Raw genomic sequence first — 15,906 nt, forward strand, 5'->3', positions numbered from 1 at the left:
CTACTCGGTCACCGACCTGTACAAGGCGCTGACCGGCTCCCTGGACAGCGACCCGGACACCGTGTGCACCGAACACGGCCCGGACGATCCCGAAGGCCGCGCCGACCTGGAGCAGCAGTACGCGGACGCGGTCCGCGCATGAGCTTCGCCGCTTCAGCGCCGCACTTGCACCAGCAGCCGCCGATGACGGCGTCTGGTACCCGCGACAACCCGGTGACAACGACACCCGACAGCGTTCCGTCGGGGTGCTTCTGGTTCGTGGACCCCGACGGGACGCTCTGCCTCGCACCCGGTTGCATGGCCCGGATCCAGGACCCCGACGCGGAATGCCTGTGCGACTCCCTCACCACCCGCTACGGCCGCCTCGCCCAGAAGCTGCGGGACCTGCAAGAGCGCCAGCAGTACGCGGACACCTGGTGGCACGCGCTGCGGGCCGCGGTCGAGGCCCACCCCGCCGGCCGGGCCATCCTCGCCGACACCCAGCGCCGCACCGGCCGCTGACCACCCAGCCCGAACCGGAAGGGCCAGAAGCATGACCTATCAGCAGCTCCCCGATCCTGCCGTCACCGACAAGGAGCGCGCCACCGTACGCAGCGAGGCTGCGCAGTTGTTCGCCCGCCTCGACCCGATGGAGCGTCGCCAGCTCGCGTCGGTCCTCCGAGTGGTTCTGGACGCACCGGATCTCGGCGCCGCGTTCCTGACACTCATGGACCAGGAAACCGCCAGCACCGCGGTCCCTCTGCGCTGACGGCTCTCCGTACTGCCCCGATCCCAGTGCCATCTCCGCCGTAGGGCTGGCCGGGACCGCCTGAACCCACACGTATAAGCGCCCGGGGCCGCCGTGTCAGCGGCGGCCCTGAGCTTTTCCAGTCCCGTGCCAGAGACGAGAAGGAAGCCACCAGTATGACCACGCTCGTGTTAACGAGGAAGACGCTCCAGCTCACCGCCATGGCCGTGCCCCTGGCCGGATGGAACCTGCACACCACCGTCCTGCACCGCCGCCTCACCCAGGCCCGGCGCGACCCGCTCACCACCACCTGGCGCCGCGAAGCGTTCACCACCCGCGCGCAGCGCCTCCTGGAGCACCACGCCGACGACGTGGTCCTGGTCCTCGCTGACGCCGACCATTTCAAGCATCAACGACCGCCACGGGCACGCGGCCGGGGACACCGCGCTCGCCGCGATCGGCGCCCGCCTGAGCGAGTGGGCCGGGCCGCGTGGCGTTGCCGGCCGTCTCGGAGGCGACGAGTTCGCAGCCCTCGCCCGTATCGAACCCCGCCACCAGGCGCTGCGCCTGGAGCACTTGGCCCGTCTCATGACCCGCCCCGTCCCCACGAGGACGGGTTGCTGCCGCTGTCCGTTTCCCTCGGTGCCGCCACCCCGGCCGCCGTCGCCGGCCGCGACTTGCCGACCTTGATGCGTGCTGCGGATGCGGCGATGTACGAGGGCAAACACACCGGCGACATCCTCCGGGCCCGCCCCGACCATGCGCGCGTTCCGAGCGTCAACGGCCGTCGGGCCGGCCGCCCGGGCACCGCAGTACGGGGGCGGGCCGCATGACACCGAGCCCGCTCATCGAAGGCGACTGGATCCGCGGCATCACGATCCGTCAGCCCTGGGCGACCTGCATCCTGACCGGCGCCAAAACCATTGAGAACCGGCCCCGCCCGTGGAAGCCGGGCTGGGTACTGCTGCACGCGGGCCAGAGCACCGACCGAGCAGCCCTGCACACCCCGCTGGTCGCCCGCACGATCCGCGGCCGCGACCTGGCGACCGGCGCTGTGATCGGCGTCGCCCGGATCATCGACTGCCACCAGGACCCCGACGGCTCTGTCGGTAGTTCCGGCTATCGGAAGTTGCGGAATGGGTGCCATAACGGCGGCTCCGAACGGCTGAGTGGCCACCTTTCCTGCCGCCCCGGCTGCCGGTGGCGTGATCTTCCCCAGGAAGGCCTGAGAGCGCGATCTTCACACCCGGACGATGAGCCTGCGGCGCAAAATGAATTTGAGAGAAGCCCGAGACCGCCCGCCGTCCGGTGCCCGCCCTGCTGCCCCGGGCTGGCAAACCCGCAGGCAGGAAGCCATATCAGCCACTTCTGCGAGGCTCCGGACGACGTGGCGGCAATCTCACCATGACACGAAAGGCAACGTTAATGTGACGCTCTGTAGTGCTTTCGGATTTTGATCCACTCGTGACGCCGTGACCGCGCGGTCTACGCAACGGACTCTTTGCTCGCTGGTGATTAGGCAGAACCGGCCGGTGCGGGTGAGCATGAGGTCATCTCCTCGAACCCCAAACGGCCTGCCATGGGCCTTTTGAGGGCTGCCCCCGACGCTGGAAGGACGCCGATGCCCACACATGCCCCCCGTGAGTTGCCCGACCTGCCCTACGCACACCGCCTCGAACCCTTCACCAGGGACCTGGAGCGGGACGAGGTCTACGAGTGGCTCCACATCGACGGCCGCGCCTTCGACGACATCGACGGCGGTATGACCCGCTTGTCCGAGTCGGCCCTCTCCTCGGTGACGTTCACCGGTAGCCGTCTGCGGCGCGCGCGCCTCGACACGGTGTGGATGCACAACATCCGCACCGTGGGCACCGACCTCGCGGAAACCACCTGGCTGGACACCGAGTGCCTCTCCAGCCTCCTGGCCGGCACCCAGCTCCACGGGGCACAGATGCGGCGAGCTGTCTTCCACCACTGCAAGTTCGACTCGGTCAACCTGCGCGCGGCCACACTGAGGGAGGCCGTCTTCGTCGACTGCCTGCTGCGCGACGTGGACTTCGCCGGCGCGACACTGACCGATGTGTCGTTCCCGGGAACGACTCTGGACCGGGTCGATTTCACCAAAGCCACCCTCACCCGGGTCGACCTGCGCGAGGCGAGTGCGCTGGGCATCACCTCGGGAGCCGAAGCACTCAAAGGTGCCATCATCAGCACCCCCCAATTGCTCGACCTCGCCCCCGCCCTCGCCCAGCACGTCGGCCTCACCGTGAAGGACAGCTGAGGGCTGACAGCCCCGGACCACCCGCCCGACAAACTCGGCTCCTACGGCTGATCCACCGGCGACCACGAGCCCGAGCGGCCGGTTGACAGAAGGCCTTCGCGGACAAGAAGTCCGGCACGAACACGATCCGTGCGGATCGGGAAGCCTGCCACGCCCTCCTCGACCTGCGGCACGCCCGCGTGGTTCCCTCGCTCGACAGTCGAGGCCCAAGCGTCTAGGACCTCATCACCACGGTCGCCGAGCCGCTGACGCCGATGTAAATGGCGGTCGTCGAGGCGTATCGGTGCCTCGCCTGGCGCTGGACGAACGCAGGGTCGGCGCCGTCCTCGATCTGATGGGTGACGTGGCCGTGCCTTGTGTCCGCAGAGGCCGTGTGCAGTCGGAGTCGTGTCGTGATTGGGCAGCCGAGATTTGACGCCGCGTTCGCGACGATGGGGGCAGTGCGTGTTGCATTCCAGCCTCGCTGGTGTGATGCAGTTCACTTTGTTGATCGCGGGCGAGTGCGCGGGACGCCGTTGCGGGAGCCCCGCGCCCTCGGTCAGCTCCAGATCATGCAGATCCGGCGTGCGAAGTTGACGTATCCGATGCGCTGGAAGGCGTTCGCCATGGGGGTGTTGCCGAGATCCGTGGCTGCCCGGATGCGGGGGACGTCCTGCGCGCTGAGGATCCGGGTGCCTTCGGCAAGGATCTCGTCGATGTAGCCGTTGCCCCGATGTTCGGGGAGTACGGCGAGGTAGCCGATGATGGGGTTGTAGTCGTTGCGGGCCGGGGTGACGAACCCCACCGGCTCGCCGTCCGGCAGCGTCGCGATCCGCCACCAGTCCTGCGGGCTCCGGAAGTGCGCGAGCTCCTCCTCATGGTGTCTGGCCGCCGCTTCGCGGGGGGACATCCGGGTCAGGTCGTCCCTGCTGTGCGCGTCCAGCGTTCCGTCCAGGACCCGAGTCATCAGGGCGAGGATTTCCTCGGTGTCGCGGACCGGCTGGAACGCCAGGCGCCCCTTCGGCTCGGGGAGTGGCGTACCGGGACGCCACTCCAGAAGCAGCCGTTCGACGAACTGCCGGGCACCGGTCCGTTCCAGGGCGAGCATGCGGTCCTCGACGATGCGCCTGGTCGCTCCGCCCTCGCGCCAATCGGGTGGGACGGCTCGGTTGTACTCGGGTGGACGGGCGCCGGCTGGGACCACTGCGGCCGTGGCAGCCCGCAGCAGCCGCACGCCGATGTCCACGCGATCACGATCCGCGCTGCTGTCGTCGATGTCGAAAATATCCAAAAGGAATGGTGTGTCGTCTCCGGCCCGACCCCACCATGCGACCCTGGCCAGTAGCCGCTCGCCGCGAAGGGCGACCCACATCCATTCCGGACGTCGGCGGCCGGCGGCAAGGTCGTCCGCCAATTCCCCGTTGAGGGTGTAAGGCAGTTGAGAGAAGAGGTCGAGTTCTTCGCGCCCGGTGATCGGACGCATGGTCAGGTCGTTCTGTTTCACGGTCAAAGCACGCTCCGGTGAAGGCGCCCGTCCGCTCCGAGGTCAGATGTGGTCCGCACCCCGGGAGGACACAAGCGCGGTGATCATGGCGATCATGGGCTTATCCCTCCTCTCGCTTTCGTGGCCCCTCACCCTCATGGTGGGGGTTCCGCCGTAACGTCTATCCAAGCGCAGCCCCGTCCGTAAACCCTTTTCGATCGCCCCGCGTCCGACAGTGCCCAGTGAATCCCGGTGTGTCAGCTGCACGTTCCGATCACTGTGGTTCGCGGAGCGGGTAGGCGGCTCGCCCGGCTCGCCCCGGTGACGGACTCGCGAAGCCAGACGATTTCCTCGTGCTGGGCGGCGAGCCGGGCCAGGGCCTGGCCACGAAAGTCGGTGAGTTGGTCGACCGCTTGCTCCGACTGAGCCAGCCGTTCCCGGAGCTTGGCGTTCTCAGCCTTGAGCCGTGCGATCCGAACCTCGCGAGGGTCGGGGATCTCGCCGGCGTCGTGCAGCGCCTGTACCCGTCGTTCGAACTCGACGCGGAGGTGAGCGTAAGGCCGGGTGCCGTAGAACGCGGTGCGGTCGACCGCGGCTTCGGCGGCGAGGGTCTTGATGTCGCACTTCCTGCCGGGCGGGATCTCGCCGCGAAGGAGCCGGTCCATGGCGGCCCGGATGCGGTTCTCATTCTCGGTCCGCTGGGCTGCGGAGATTCTCATGCGGACTCCTCGTCCGTGGTGCTGGCGGCGTCGATCTCGGCGACGACACGGAGGGCCCGGTCGTAGTCGGCGCGGAGCTGGGTGCGTTCGGTCTTGCGTGTGGTGCCGAGCTGGCCGAGGAAGATCTCGGTGCGTTCAGCGTGCTCGGCCCAGACGGGCCGGTGGCAGGGCTGATGGGTGGCCTGCGGACAGCGGGCCGAGTCACACATCCCGACCAGCGGACGGTCGGCTGTCGGGGTGCCGGCCAGCTTGAGACAGAGTGCCCGGGACGGGTCGGTGAATCAGCAGTAGTTCGCCGGTCCGAGGTGCAGGACGTTGGCGCGTTTGGTCAGGAGGTTGAGGACATCTCGGTCGTTGCGCTGGGTTTTCGGGGCCGTGGCCGAGGCGGCATCGAGCTGGGCGTCGATGCCGGCGAAGAACTCGCCCGATCCGCCTGATCTCGTTCGGCTACCTGCATCTGCCCACCTGGGCCCTCACCCCTGATCTTGGACACTCGGGATAGTGGATCTTGAGGATCTGAGAGATGGACGTGTCGTGGTCATGAAGCACTACTCCGCCGAGTTCAAGGCGGATTCGGTCGCGTTGTACGAGTCGCGGCCGGAAACGACGATCAAGTAGGTTGCCGCGGACCTGGGGATCAACCCGGAGACCCTGCGGAACTGGATCCGGGCGGCCGGTTCCGGCCGCCCGCGGGTCCTCGGCTTCCGCTCATCAGGCACTACGGAGGGGACCGACCTCAGGCATTCCGCGCCTATCTCTGCGCCGTGACCAACGTAGGCATCTCCCTCGGCGCCCTGCTGGCGGGCTGGGCCGTCCAGGTGGGTGCGACGGGACAACGGTCGACCTGCGGGTTTGTCCCAGCAGCCGACATACCGACGACAAGATGGCCGGACACCGACATCTCTATTCGGAACCTACAGGCGGCGTCAGAGCACGCGGCGTACGTCCCAGTCGTACCGTTTCCAGTACCCCGACGTTGAAGTGGTCTCGACGGTCTTCCCGGGCCGGGGTGCGTGGACCATGGTGTTGTCGCCGATGTAGAGGCCGACGTGTCCCCAGTTCCCGTCATTGTTGATGACGATCAGGTCGCCGGGCCGGATCTGAGACCGGGGGACTCGGGTGCCGGAGTGCCGCATCTGCTGGGAGGTGCGGGGGAGCGTGACCCGGGCACCTTGGTAGACGGCGTAGAGCATCAGGCCCGAGCAGTCGTAACCGCCCTTGGTCGGGCCCGTGGTGCTGCCGCCACCCCACACATAGGGGATGCCGCGCTGCGCCAGGGCTGCGTTGACGACGGCGCCGACCCGGCCGGTCGCCGTACCAACTGCTGGAGCAACTCGGCAGAGGGTTGCTACGTTTCAGCGGTATGAGAAGCGCTGTGATTGTGGTGACAGTCGGCGTCGCCGCCGGTGTCTGCCTGATTTTGGTGGATCGTGCTTTGCTGTGGGCAGAGCGCCGTGGGTGGATCTACTACCGCAAGACAAAGGGGCGTACTTCCGCGCTGGTAGAGGGGTTCTCTCCAGCCGCGCAGGCGGTGAAGCGGGCGATGGAGCAGGAGAGATTCCGTAAGAACGTCCGGGTCGGAGAGGGGACGCCACTTGGTGTTGACCTGGACAAGGGCGTCGTGCGGGTCCGTCGCTCGGAACCTGGTCGGCAAGAATCTGCCAACTCGAATGAGATCGAGTGAGAATACGCCTGCTTGAGTGCGACAGGGCACGCTGTCCTGTCGAAGTGAATGTGTCAGGTAGCGAGCTGTTGACCTGCCGGGATGCCAGGTCGTTTGAGAAGGCGGAGGCCCGGGGTTCTCAGTCGACCTGGCTTTCGCGGAAGTCGCGCTCTCGGTGGAGGCAGAACGGTCGTTGGCTGTGCCGTTCCCCAGGCAACTGGCCGGGCGCCCTGCGCCAGCCCCGCCGAAGTAGTTGCTCTGCAGGGGATCCTGACGTCCTTGAGCCTGCCGCCAGGGTGGGCCCGACCTCGCGGGCGATGCTCGCAGAGTGGTAGGTCAGGTGACTTCCCAGGCCGCCTCGATCATCTGGAAGATCTCCTCCACCGCGGCCTGCGGATCGTCCGCCTCACGGGCCAGCGAATAGGCGTCGATCACGAACCTCGCGATCGTCCGGCAGGCCGTTGTGGTCTGTGACAGGCCGGGATCGGCAGCGATGGCCGTTGCCAGCGACTCTGCATGACGCAGCCGCATCGACTCCTCGTACTCCCGCAGGGCACGTGACTCGTCGATCATGTGGTAGATCGGGACGGTGCCGTCCGCTGTGCAGTGCCGGACCATCTCCTGGATCTCGCGGCGCAGTGCGGGGATGAGCGGTTCGTGCGGTGCGCGGTTGGTGACCGCCTGCGTGAGGCGTTGCTCGAAGTTGTCGTCCTGCTCGAACACCAGGGCCTCTTTCGAGGCGAAGTGGGAGAAGAGCGTGGTGACGGCCACGTCTGCCTCGGCGGCCACATCGCGGATGCCCACCGCGTCGTACCCGCGATCCAGGAAGAGCCGAAGGGCGGTGTCGGCGATCTTCTGTCGGGTCGCGGCCTTCTTGCGCTCACGACGTCCGGGCGGCTCGGTCATGTCGCTGACACTATCAAATCCAAAGGAGTAACTGTTTCTAAACAACAACCGTTAGTGTTACGGTCGGCTGCATGAAGAGAGTGAGCTTCGCCGAGTTCGGCGATCCCGACGTTCTCCGCCTCGAAGGCGCCGAGGAGCCCCACGCGGGCCCCGGCCAGATACGCATCGCCGTGCGGGCGGCGGGCGTGAACCCCGTCGACTGGAGAATCCGTGAAGGCCAGTTCCAGAAGGTCCGCCCGGTCGTCCTGCCCGCCGGAGTCGGGCAGGACGCCTCCGGGGTGGTGGACGAGGTCGGCGAAGGCGTCGAAGGAGTCGAGGTCGGCGACCATGTGTTCGGGCGAGGCTCAAGCACCTATGCCGAATTCGCCGTGCTGTCGGCCTGGGCCCGAATGCCGGAGGGGCTGACCTTCGAAGAGGCGGCCGGGTACCCCTCCGTGGTGGAGACCGCGCTGCGCATCATCCGCCAGGCCGGTGTGCAGCCCGGCCAGACGCTGCTGGTCAGCGGCGCGTCCGGCGGAGTCGGATCGACGGTGCTGCAGATCGCCCGCGACCGCGGCATCACGGTGATCGGCACGGCCGGAGCCGCGAACCAGGACTACCTGCGCAGCCTGGGCGCCCTCGCCACGACGTACGGCGAGGGCTGGGTCAAGCGGGTGCAGCAGCTCGGCCATGTCGACGCAGCGCTCGATCTGGCCGGCTCCGGCGTGATCCGCGAACTCGTCGAACTGACCGGGGACCCGCAGAAGGTGATCTCCATCGCCGATCTTGATGCGCCGGAGTTCGGTGTCCGATTCTCCGGCGTGACCGGGAACGTACCGGAAGCCCTCGCCGAGGCCGTCGGCCTCATCGTGCGGGGAAAGCTCCACATCCCGGTCGAGAAGTTGTACCCGCTCGCCGAGGCCGCGGCCGCGCACATCGACAGCCGGGCCGGTCACACGCGCGGGCGCCGGGTCATCGTCGTCTGAGCCGTTTCCTGCCCGACGGCACAGCCCGGCAAGCTGCCTTCCTTCCAGCGATCCTGCCCAGACCCACCCGGCAGGTGTGCGACACGCAAGGAGCCCCCATGCACACTCCTGTCACGATCATCGGCGCCGGACTCGGCGGCCTCGTCCTGGCCCGCGTCCTGCACCTCCACGGCATCCCCGTCACGGTCTACGAGGCGGAGTCCTCCCCGACGGCGCGTTCGCAGGGCGGGATGCTCGACATCCATGACCGCAACGGCCAACTCGCCCTCAAGACTGCCGGTCTGACGGACGAGTTCCGCAGCATCGTCCTGGAAGGCCGCCAAGCGATACGGCTCCTCGGCCGAGACGGGACCGTCCTGTTTGACAAGGCCGACGACGGCACGGGCGAAAGCCCCGAGGTACAGCGCGGCGAACTGCGACAGATCCTGCTCGACGCACTCCCCGCCGGTACCGTCCGATGGGGCCACAAGGCCACCGGCGTCCGCGCCCTCACCAAGGGCCGCCACGAGGTGACCTTCGCAGGTGGCACCGCCGTCGCCACGAGCCTGCTGGTCGGCGCGGACGGTGCATGGTCACGAGTGCGACCGCTGCTCTGCGACACCACGCCCGCATACGTCGGCCGGTCCTTCGTCGAGACTCACCTGCACGACGCCGACACCCGACACCCGGCCACCGCGAAAGCGGTCGGCGACGGAACGCTTGTAGCGCTCGACCCGGACGGGAACGGGAAGTGGTTCGTGGCGCACCGGGAGAAGGACGGGACCCTCCACACCTACATCACGCTGACCAAGCCACAAGACTGGTTCGCGACCATCGATTTCACCGATGCCGCCGCAGCCGCCGCGCGGATCGCGGAGGAGTACGACGGCTGGGCACCGGAACTCACCGCCCTGATCACCGCCGGCGAGACCGCGCCGGTCCTGCGCCCCCTGCACGCCCTGCCGGTCGGGCACCGCTGGGGCCGGGTGCCAGGAGTGACCTTGCTCGGCGACGCCGCCCACCTCTCGACCCCCAACGGCGAGGGCGCCAACCTGGCCATGCAGGACGGCGCCGAACTCGGCAAGGCCCTCGCCGCACACCCTAATGACATCGAAACCGCCCTCACCGAGTACGAACGAGGGCTGTTCCCCCGCAGCGCCGCGGCCGCCGCCGCAGTCGCGCACAACCCCACGTCCCAGGAGGTGATCAAGTTCTTCACCGAACGAGAACCAGCGGGAATCTGACAGTGCCGCAGAGGTGAGCGACTGCAAGCTCTCCTGCTGAACGACTTGCTATGTATACGGAGTTTGCCCATGTTTGCTGTGCAATACCACCGCTACGGCGGTTCCGAGGTCCTCTGCGTGGAGGAGGTCGAAGAGCCGCACGCCGGGCCCGGTCAGGTCCGCATCGTGGTGCGTGCCACCGGCGTCACTCCTGTTGACTGCTACCTGCGTTCAGGGTTGCTGCGGGACATCGCCACCCTGGACTTCCCCCACATCCCCGGCATGGATGCCGCCGGAATAGTCGACGAGGTAGGAGAGGGGGTGACCGGCACCGCCGTGGGAGACGAGGTCTTCGGCCTCGTCCCCTTCGTGAATCAGGGAGGCGCTGCAGCCCAGTACGCCGTGCTGGAGGCATGGGCAACCAAGCCCCGGTCGTGGTCCTTCGAGGAAGCGGGCGGCGCCGCAGGCAACATCGACACGGCCACGCGGGTACTAGAGGCCCTGGAAGCTGCCGAGGGCATGACTTTGCTGATCGATGGTGCCGCCGGAGGCGTCGGCACCATCACCGCACAACTCGCCCAGGCCCGCGGCCTCACCGTGATCGGCACCGCGAGCGAAGGCAACCACGGCTTTCTCGACCAGCTCGGCGTCGTACCGGTCACCTACGGGGCGGGGCTGGCCGATCGCCTTGCCCAACTGGCTCCGCGCGGCGTCGACGTGGTTCTGGACGCGGCCGGTAAGGGTTCTCTGGCCGAACTGGTGGCCATCGCCGGCGATCCGCATCGCGTGGTGACCATCGCGGACTTCGACGCCGACCGACACGGAGTGCGGTTTTCCCGCTCCGAAGCAGGGGAGTCGCCGGGCTGGGCAGGGCTGCCACTGGCGGCCGATCTCGCCGACCAAGGCCGCCTCGCCGTTCCGCTGCACGCCGTGTTCCCGCTAACGGAGGCCGCCACGGCTCACGACGTCAGCGCCACCGGCCATGCGCGCGGCAAGATCGTCATCACCGTGCCCTGACAGCCGTGGGCCTGGTCGGGCTCGCCGCCTACCGCCCCTTTCCGTCAGCACCTGGAAGAGGAGCTCAGCGCCCCGGCGATCAAGCGGCGGCGGGCCCGGTCGTCGCACTCGGCCAGCAGCAGCTCCGCGAGGAAACCCCGGTACGACATCTGCTCACGCGACGCGGCCCCGGCGAGATCGGGAAACTGCCCTCGGACGGTGGGGAGCCGCAGCATCCGGCATGCCTGGTCAATGAAGGTAGTCGCGGCTTCCTCGGACGGCCCGGGTAGGACCCGGCGGGGCGGGAGCACCGACTCGAACGAACGGAACCCAGGACACCGCCCCCAGTACGGACTTCCTCAGCCCGCCGCCCTCCCCGTCGGCCCACTCGACATCGACCAGACCCGGATCCATCGCCACCCCCGGTTCTCTCTGTACCTGCCGCAAACGACCGTGACAGGTACAGAGAGAACCGGGCCAGGCAAATGGGATCTGTCCCGTCGCACTGCAGTTGTCCGTTGATCTTGGCCTGAGCTGCCGGTTTGCCAGGATGGTTGCGCACGCCTCTCCTCGCGTTCTCAGCGAAGCTGGCTTTTGCGGAACGTCCAGAGGCATCGACGGCTCAGCAGAGGACGATGCCGAGGAGGAGCGAAACCCCTTGGTGCCTGCGACGGAGTGGACCATGGTGTGGTGATGAGCACCGAAGTGGAACCGGTCGAGCACGAAGACCGATGGGTCCTTAACCTCCGAGGCTTGAGTGTCGTCAGGATCAGCATCGACTTTCGGCTGACCCTCGTCCTGGACGCAGGGTGGGAAGTCGTGCTGGAAGCACCAGCTCAGCTCTCGAAAGGGTCACTCCACACCAGTCCTGGCCTGCCTTTGACACCGGAGTCCCAGGACGTGGCTGCGGCTCTTCCACTGTTCGGGGCGACGGTCCTGTCCGCGGTTGTGTTCAAGTCCGGCGTCCTGCGAATGGTGTTCGACAGCGGCATGCATCTGACTTGTTCGGCCGACGCATCGTTCGAAGCCTGGCAGGTCACAGAACCACAGGGATGGCGCTTCATCTCGTTGCCCGGCGGAGACCTTGCCGTTTGGTCCCGCTCTGGAACAAGTGAGAATCCGCAAGGTCAAGCTGCGAAGCACTGAGAATCTGCCACCTACGTTGCAACGGGACAGGATCAAACCCCAAGGACGAGGCAACCGTCGCCGCTCAGTGCGCGACGCAATGAGAATCCGACAGCGCAAACGAGAAGCGGTGAGAATCCGACAACCTCAGTACGACAGGACAGCATGAGTCCCATCCGCCGTCCGGGAGAAAGCCGAAGCCCTACGCGCCAGCGGGAAGGCCCGGCAAGGCGACATCCTCGTCGAGTACCGCCTGCTCCAACGCACCCGCCTGTCGATCCGGTTCGGCAAGCTCAACCACTGCACCCTCGACGAGAACAACCCCGTCGGCGCGAAATGCCTCGAAGACACCGTCGTCCCAACGGGCCACCGCGGACCGCTCATCGACCGCTGCCAGCCGGCGCGCTGCGCGAACAGCATCATCGCCCCCGAGCACCTGCCGATCTGGCGGGCCGAGCGCGCTTCCCTGACCAGCCTGCGGAACCTCCCTGCCCTCCCGGCCAACCGCAGAACCCTGATCGACCAGCAGATCCGCGACGTCGAGACCGCCCTCGCCAAGGCGGGCGAAGCATGACCACCCCGAACCGGCCAGGCTTCTCCCTCAAGACCGAGAAGGCGCTGCGGGAGGCCATGGAACAGCTCTTCACGGGCCGGCCCGTCCGGACCGACGGCAAGCTCACCAAGCAGAACCTCTGGCGGGAGGCGGGCGTCAGCCGGGCCACGATGAACCGGGCAACTGCAGTGCTCGTCGACTGGGACAACCACGTCAGCCAGAGCTCGGCAAGCAAACACGACCAGGCCCAGGCCGCGCAGATCGCCCGCCTCCGCCGCCAACTGCGAGACAACCGACACGAGCGACAACGACTCCAAGACGAAGTCGACGCCGCCGCCACGGTCATCGCGGCCCTGCTCGCCGAGAACGCCGCCCTGCGCGATCAACTCGCGAAACGGTCAGCCGTGGTGATCCCTCTCGATCGCGGGCACGCAGTGCGGGAATGACCTCCGGCACCGTGCCAACGACTGATGGCTCGGGGCATGGCAGCGCTAGCACATTTCATGCGCCGGTAGCTCCGTCGATCTGTTCTCGGATGAGATCGGCATGACCGTTGTGACGTGCGTACTCCTCGATCATGTGCACCATGATCCAGCGCAGGGAGACTCCCTGATCGCCGACGTGACCCGCTTCCTGCTCGGGCAGGCGCCCGTCGTCGTCCAGCGATGCGTCAGCGATCAGTTCGCGGCCCCGGGTGATCTCCGATTGCCAGGCATTCATCGCCTCATCCAGTCCTCGTTCCGGCTGAAGCCTGAAACCGTCAAGGTTGCCCTCCCCGAAAACCGGAACCAAGTCCTGACCTGCGAATACGCGCTGGAACCAGTTGCGCTCCACTTCAGCCATGTGCTGAACGAGGCCGAGCAGCGTCATCGACGAGGGTGACGCTGCAGCAATCCGTAATTGATCATCTTTGAGGCCCGAACACTTCAGGGCGAGCGTCGTGCGGTGAAAGTCCAGCCATGCTTCCAGCATGGCGCGCTCGTCGGCACGCGGGGGCGGGATAGGTCGTCCATCCGGCAGTGTTTCCTTGGCCTTCATTCCTGCGGTGCCCAGCATCGCGGTGGCGTGCATCAGTGCGGACAGGGTGGTGAGGAACACTGTGAGCTGGGCTTGGTACATCATTTGGGCGAGACCCGGATCCTCGCCCAGATGCTTCGGTGTGCCGAGCAGTGCCAACATCGGCCGGTGGCTCTCCATCACCTCGGTGGGGCCGCTGTAGTAGACATAGGCTGCCTCCGTGCCGACCATCGGCGCAGGGACCATGACACCACCGGTGAGGAAGGTGGCGTTGTGGCCCGCTGCCCAGGATGCTGCCTTACGTGTGCGGTCGGGGGTGTCAGAGCTCAGGTTGACCAGCGTCCGGCCGACGAGCGATGCGGTGGCGCTGTCGAGGATGTCGTACATCGCCTGGTAGTCGGTGAGGCTGAGGATCACGAGGTCACTCGCCTCGATCGCCTCGCCAGGTGTCGCTGCGAGCGTTGCTCCGTCGGCGACGACGCCGTCGGCCCGGCCGGCGGTGCGCTTCCAGACGGTGACCGGGTGGCCGGCGGCGAGGAGGGTGCGGGTCATCGCCTGGCCCATCGGGCCAAGCCCGATCACGGTGACAGTGCTGTCTTGCCTGGTGGTGTGGTGCTGTTGTTCATTCACCCCTCCATGCTCGGAGAGCGTCACTACTCTTGGAAGTACCCACTATTTTCTGCGGTACTTACCTTTTAGTAAGGGGATCGGTGATGGCCAAGGCGCCGAGATGCGGGCCTTACATCTGCGGCATCGACGCTGCGCTAGACGTGGTGAGCGGCAAGTGGAAAGGACTGATCCTCTGGGAACTTGACGCACATCGCGTACGCCGCTTCGCCGAGCTCCGTCGCGGCCTGCCTGGAGTGAGCGAGAAGATGCTGACTCAGCACCTGCGTGAGATGGAGGAAGACGGACTGGTGCACCGGGAGGTGTTTGCCGAGGTGCCGCCACGGGTGGAGAAACTCCTGACCGAGCACGGGCGCACGCTCAATCAAGCGCTCGGGCCGCTCGGCGCCTGGGGGAGTGAACGGATGCGTCGCGAAGGCTCCGAAGTGGTCGACTTGCCGAGATCTCACACGGCTAGGCATCCCGGCCACCAACCCCGTGCGTGCGCACCACTCCTGAGGGCTGAAGTGCTGCGGACCACCGAGCTACACAGAAGGGCGTGAACACCGTCCTCCGCCGCAACAACTAGCTTTGCGTGATGCCGGATTCTCTGGTCGAACGACTGTTGATCTGGGCCATGAGTTCCCGGTTCGCGGCGCGTGCGGCTTCGAGGTCCTCGTCCCGTTCCGCGAGTTCGCCGCGGCGGTCGAAGATCTGCTGTGTTCCAGCTCGGTGGTGCGGCGTGTGAGGGTCTTGATGTCGGCCGAGGCGGAGACTTCCCAAGCCGTCTGGCCCAGGGCCTCGGACAGGTGCCGTTCGAGCCGGGTGACGTGCGCGGCCAGTCTCCCGTTGCGGGCCGTGAGGTTCGAGATGTCGGCCAACAGCGACTTGCGGCTGACCTGCGTTCCGGTAGTCGTGTCGGGCGGGGGCTGGCCCGCGCGGGCGATGTCGGCTGCGTGCAGGTCTCCGTGACGGTGAATCAGGCTGCGGTGGACGTGGACGCCGGTGGCGCGAGCGACCGATGAAACGCTGATCTCCTCGCCGGCGGAGGCCAGTTGGCCGAGCGCTTTGAACACTCGGCTGCGAAGGCCGGCGATGCTGCGAGCCACGGCTGGCTGAGCTCCTTGCGCCTGATTGAAGTACGACATCACCAGCGCAGGTACGCCCATGTGCACGCCCTCGGAGATGAGCCCGATAGCGAGCGTGTCCGAGATACCGCCGCCCCACTTGTTCAGGCTGGTGCAGCTGAGCGGCGCGAATAGCATGGCGTCAGCCTTTGCCAGTGCATCTTTCTCCCAGGGAAGCTTGTACCGAGACCGCACTGGGTGTCCGGTCAGTTTCTCCAGCTCGGCCATGCGCGGCTCCCACCAAGCAGCTGCCGACGGCGTCAAGACCAGGCAGGTATCCCAGCCGCGAGCCTGTGCCTGCCGAACTCCCACGTCGATGTACTGGGTCGGGCCGGCCGCGCAGGCGATGATGTAGAGGACTCGCTTCGTCATGCGGGGAGTCCACATCGCGCAGCCAGGCGGCGCAAGTCTCCGCCAGGAACTGGAGTCGCTCCGATGACGTCGGCCACGAGGTCGACCGTGGACTGTCGGCAGATTACTTCTTCCGCGGCCAGCCGCGCCGCTTCGACCAGCGATTCGGCAGCGGAACTCCTCCCGGGGAGCGCTGGACCTACTCC

Annotated in this window: 20 protein-coding genes and 4 pseudogenes; 12 read left to right on the forward strand and 12 right to left on the reverse strand. The window is 67.2% G+C overall.

The genetic code is table 11. The features are described from left to right. The first annotated feature begins 183 nt into the window (after positions 1–183). Both EES42_RS36840 and EES42_RS36845 read left to right on the forward strand, forming a co-directional pair. Entirely contained in the window at positions 184–501 is a 318-nt protein-coding gene (locus tag EES42_RS36840; protein ID WP_124722633.1) for a hypothetical protein, read from the forward strand. Between the two features lie 31 nt (positions 502–532). Continuing rightward, the gene (locus tag EES42_RS36845) at positions 533–748 is read left to right on the forward strand and encodes a hypothetical protein (protein ID WP_124722535.1); all 216 of its coding nucleotides are present in this window, start codon (positions 533–535) and stop codon (positions 746–748) included. A 170-nt stretch (positions 749–918) separates the two neighbouring features. On the opposite strand, the gene EES42_RS47730 is transcribed toward EES42_RS36845, so the two are convergent. After that, a complete protein-coding gene (locus EES42_RS47730; protein WP_323138465.1) occupies positions 919–1,137 on the reverse strand; it encodes a hypothetical protein in 219 nt (72 codons plus the stop codon). Positions 1,138–1,183: 46 nt separating this feature from the next. Here EES42_RS47730 and EES42_RS47735 point away from each other — a divergent pair, with 46 nt between their 5' ends. The 3 genes and pseudogenes from EES42_RS47735 to EES42_RS36860 all read left to right on the forward strand — a co-directional run bounded on the left by EES42_RS47735 (position 1,184) and on the right by EES42_RS36860 (position 3,008). After that, positions 1,184–1,417, forward strand: coding sequence for a nucleotidyl cyclase domain-containing protein (locus tag EES42_RS47735; RefSeq protein WP_323180976.1), 234 nt, complete (start codon positions 1,184–1,186; stop codon positions 1,415–1,417). A 139-nt stretch (positions 1,418–1,556) separates the two neighbouring features. Then, positions 1,557–1,823, forward strand: a pseudogene (locus EES42_RS36855) (hypothetical protein); the annotation flags it as partial. Between the two features lie 525 nt (positions 1,824–2,348). Further along, positions 2,349–3,008, forward strand: coding sequence for a pentapeptide repeat-containing protein (locus tag EES42_RS36860; protein WP_124722536.1), 660 nt, complete (start codon positions 2,349–2,351; stop codon positions 3,006–3,008). A gap of 214 nt (positions 3,009–3,222) precedes the next feature. On the opposite strand, the pseudogene EES42_RS46815 reads toward EES42_RS36860, so the two are convergent. The 5 genes and pseudogenes from EES42_RS46815 to EES42_RS36890 all read right to left on the reverse strand — a co-directional run. Further along, a pseudogene (locus EES42_RS46815) lies at positions 3,223–3,363 on the reverse strand (site-specific integrase); the annotation flags it as partial. 183 nt (positions 3,364–3,546) lie between these two features. Further along, entirely contained in the window at positions 3,547–4,470 is a 924-nt protein-coding gene (locus EES42_RS36870; RefSeq protein WP_124722634.1) for a GNAT family N-acetyltransferase, read from the reverse strand. A gap of 257 nt (positions 4,471–4,727) precedes the next feature. Next, positions 4,728–5,189, reverse strand: coding sequence for a hypothetical protein (locus EES42_RS36875; RefSeq protein ID WP_124722537.1), 462 nt, complete (start codon positions 5,187–5,189; stop codon positions 4,728–4,730). Then, entirely contained in the window at positions 5,186–5,398 is a 213-nt protein-coding gene (locus EES42_RS45800; RefSeq protein ID WP_206433772.1) for a hypothetical protein, read from the reverse strand. Before EES42_RS45800 ends, EES42_RS36875 begins: the two co-directional genes overlap by 4 nt. Positions 5,399–6,115: 717 nt before the next feature. Further along, the gene (locus tag EES42_RS36890) at positions 6,116–6,442 is read right to left on the reverse strand and encodes a C40 family peptidase (protein WP_206433773.1); all 327 of its coding nucleotides are present in this window, start codon (positions 6,440–6,442) and stop codon (positions 6,116–6,118) included. A gap of 110 nt (positions 6,443–6,552) precedes the next feature. Here EES42_RS36890 and EES42_RS36895 point away from each other — a divergent pair, with 110 nt between their 5' ends. Then, positions 6,553–6,873 (forward strand): hypothetical protein, encoded by a 321-nt coding sequence (locus EES42_RS36895; protein WP_241196833.1) that lies wholly within the window; start codon positions 6,553–6,555, stop codon positions 6,871–6,873. A 315-nt stretch (positions 6,874–7,188) separates the two neighbouring features. Here the strand turns inward: EES42_RS36895 and EES42_RS36900 are convergent, their stop codons facing one another. After that, the gene (locus EES42_RS36900) at positions 7,189–7,758 is read right to left on the reverse strand and encodes a TetR/AcrR family transcriptional regulator (RefSeq protein WP_124722539.1); all 570 of its coding nucleotides are present in this window, start codon (positions 7,756–7,758) and stop codon (positions 7,189–7,191) included. A 71-nt stretch (positions 7,759–7,829) separates the two neighbouring features. Here EES42_RS36900 and EES42_RS36905 point away from each other — a divergent pair, with 71 nt between their 5' ends. From EES42_RS36905 to EES42_RS36915, 3 genes are all read left to right on the forward strand, one after another. Beyond that, positions 7,830–8,723 carry an NADP-dependent oxidoreductase gene (locus EES42_RS36905; RefSeq protein ID WP_124722540.1) on the forward strand — a complete coding sequence of 298 codons (894 nt, stop codon included), beginning with the start codon at positions 7,830–7,832 and terminating at the stop codon, positions 8,721–8,723. A gap of 98 nt (positions 8,724–8,821) precedes the next feature. Beyond that, positions 8,822–9,946, forward strand: coding sequence for an FAD-dependent oxidoreductase (locus tag EES42_RS36910; protein ID WP_124722541.1), 1,125 nt, complete (start codon positions 8,822–8,824; stop codon positions 9,944–9,946). Positions 9,947–10,015: 69 nt separating this feature from the next. Then, positions 10,016–10,942, forward strand: coding sequence for an NADP-dependent oxidoreductase (locus tag EES42_RS36915; RefSeq protein WP_164495476.1), 927 nt, complete (start codon positions 10,016–10,018; stop codon positions 10,940–10,942). 86 nt (positions 10,943–11,028) lie between these two features. On the opposite strand, the pseudogene EES42_RS36920 reads toward EES42_RS36915, so the two are convergent. Next, positions 11,029–11,232 (reverse strand): annotated as a pseudogene (locus EES42_RS36920) (AAA family ATPase); the annotation flags it as partial. Positions 11,233–11,614: 382 nt separating this feature from the next. Between EES42_RS36920 and EES42_RS36925 the strand changes: the two are divergent. Further along, positions 11,615–12,067, forward strand: coding sequence for a DUF6188 family protein (locus tag EES42_RS36925; protein WP_124722542.1), 453 nt, complete (start codon positions 11,615–11,617; stop codon positions 12,065–12,067). Between the two features lie 181 nt (positions 12,068–12,248). Here the strand turns inward: EES42_RS36925 and EES42_RS45205 are convergent, their stop codons facing one another. Further along, positions 12,249–12,416, reverse strand: coding sequence for a hypothetical protein (locus EES42_RS45205; RefSeq protein WP_164495465.1), 168 nt, complete (start codon positions 12,414–12,416; stop codon positions 12,249–12,251). Between the two features lie 200 nt (positions 12,417–12,616). Here EES42_RS45205 and EES42_RS36935 point away from each other — a divergent pair, with 200 nt between their 5' ends. Beyond that, on the forward strand, positions 12,617–13,045 hold the full coding sequence (locus EES42_RS36935) for a hypothetical protein (protein WP_124722543.1): 429 nt from the start codon (positions 12,617–12,619) through the stop codon (positions 13,043–13,045). A gap of 55 nt (positions 13,046–13,100) precedes the next feature. On the opposite strand, the gene EES42_RS45805 is transcribed toward EES42_RS36935, so the two are convergent. After that, a complete protein-coding gene (locus EES42_RS45805; RefSeq protein ID WP_323180977.1) occupies positions 13,101–13,796 on the reverse strand; it encodes a DinB family protein in 696 nt (231 codons plus the stop codon). After that, positions 13,770–14,270, reverse strand: a pseudogene (locus EES42_RS45810) (NAD(P)-binding domain-containing protein); the annotation flags it as partial. The pseudogene EES42_RS45810 and the gene EES42_RS45805, both read right to left, overlap by 27 nt. 59 nt (positions 14,271–14,329) lie before the next feature. Between EES42_RS45810 and EES42_RS36945 the strand changes: the two are divergent. Continuing rightward, positions 14,330–14,785 carry a winged helix-turn-helix transcriptional regulator gene (locus tag EES42_RS36945; protein ID WP_241196834.1) on the forward strand — a complete coding sequence of 152 codons (456 nt, stop codon included), beginning with the start codon at positions 14,330–14,332 and terminating at the stop codon, positions 14,783–14,785. Here the strand turns inward: EES42_RS36945 and EES42_RS36950 are convergent. Then, complete coding sequence (locus tag EES42_RS36950) at positions 14,768–15,721, reverse strand: flavoprotein (protein ID WP_206433774.1); 954 nt, start codon at positions 15,719–15,721, stop codon at positions 14,768–14,770. The genes EES42_RS36945 and EES42_RS36950 overlap by 18 nt on opposite strands. Between the last annotated feature and the right edge of the window lie 185 nt (positions 15,722–15,906).

Origin of the sequence: Streptomyces sp. ADI95-17 (assembly GCF_003846175.1) — a bacterium.
GTDB classification, from domain to species: domain Bacteria; phylum Actinomycetota; class Actinomycetes; order Streptomycetales; family Streptomycetaceae; genus Streptomyces; species Streptomyces sanglieri.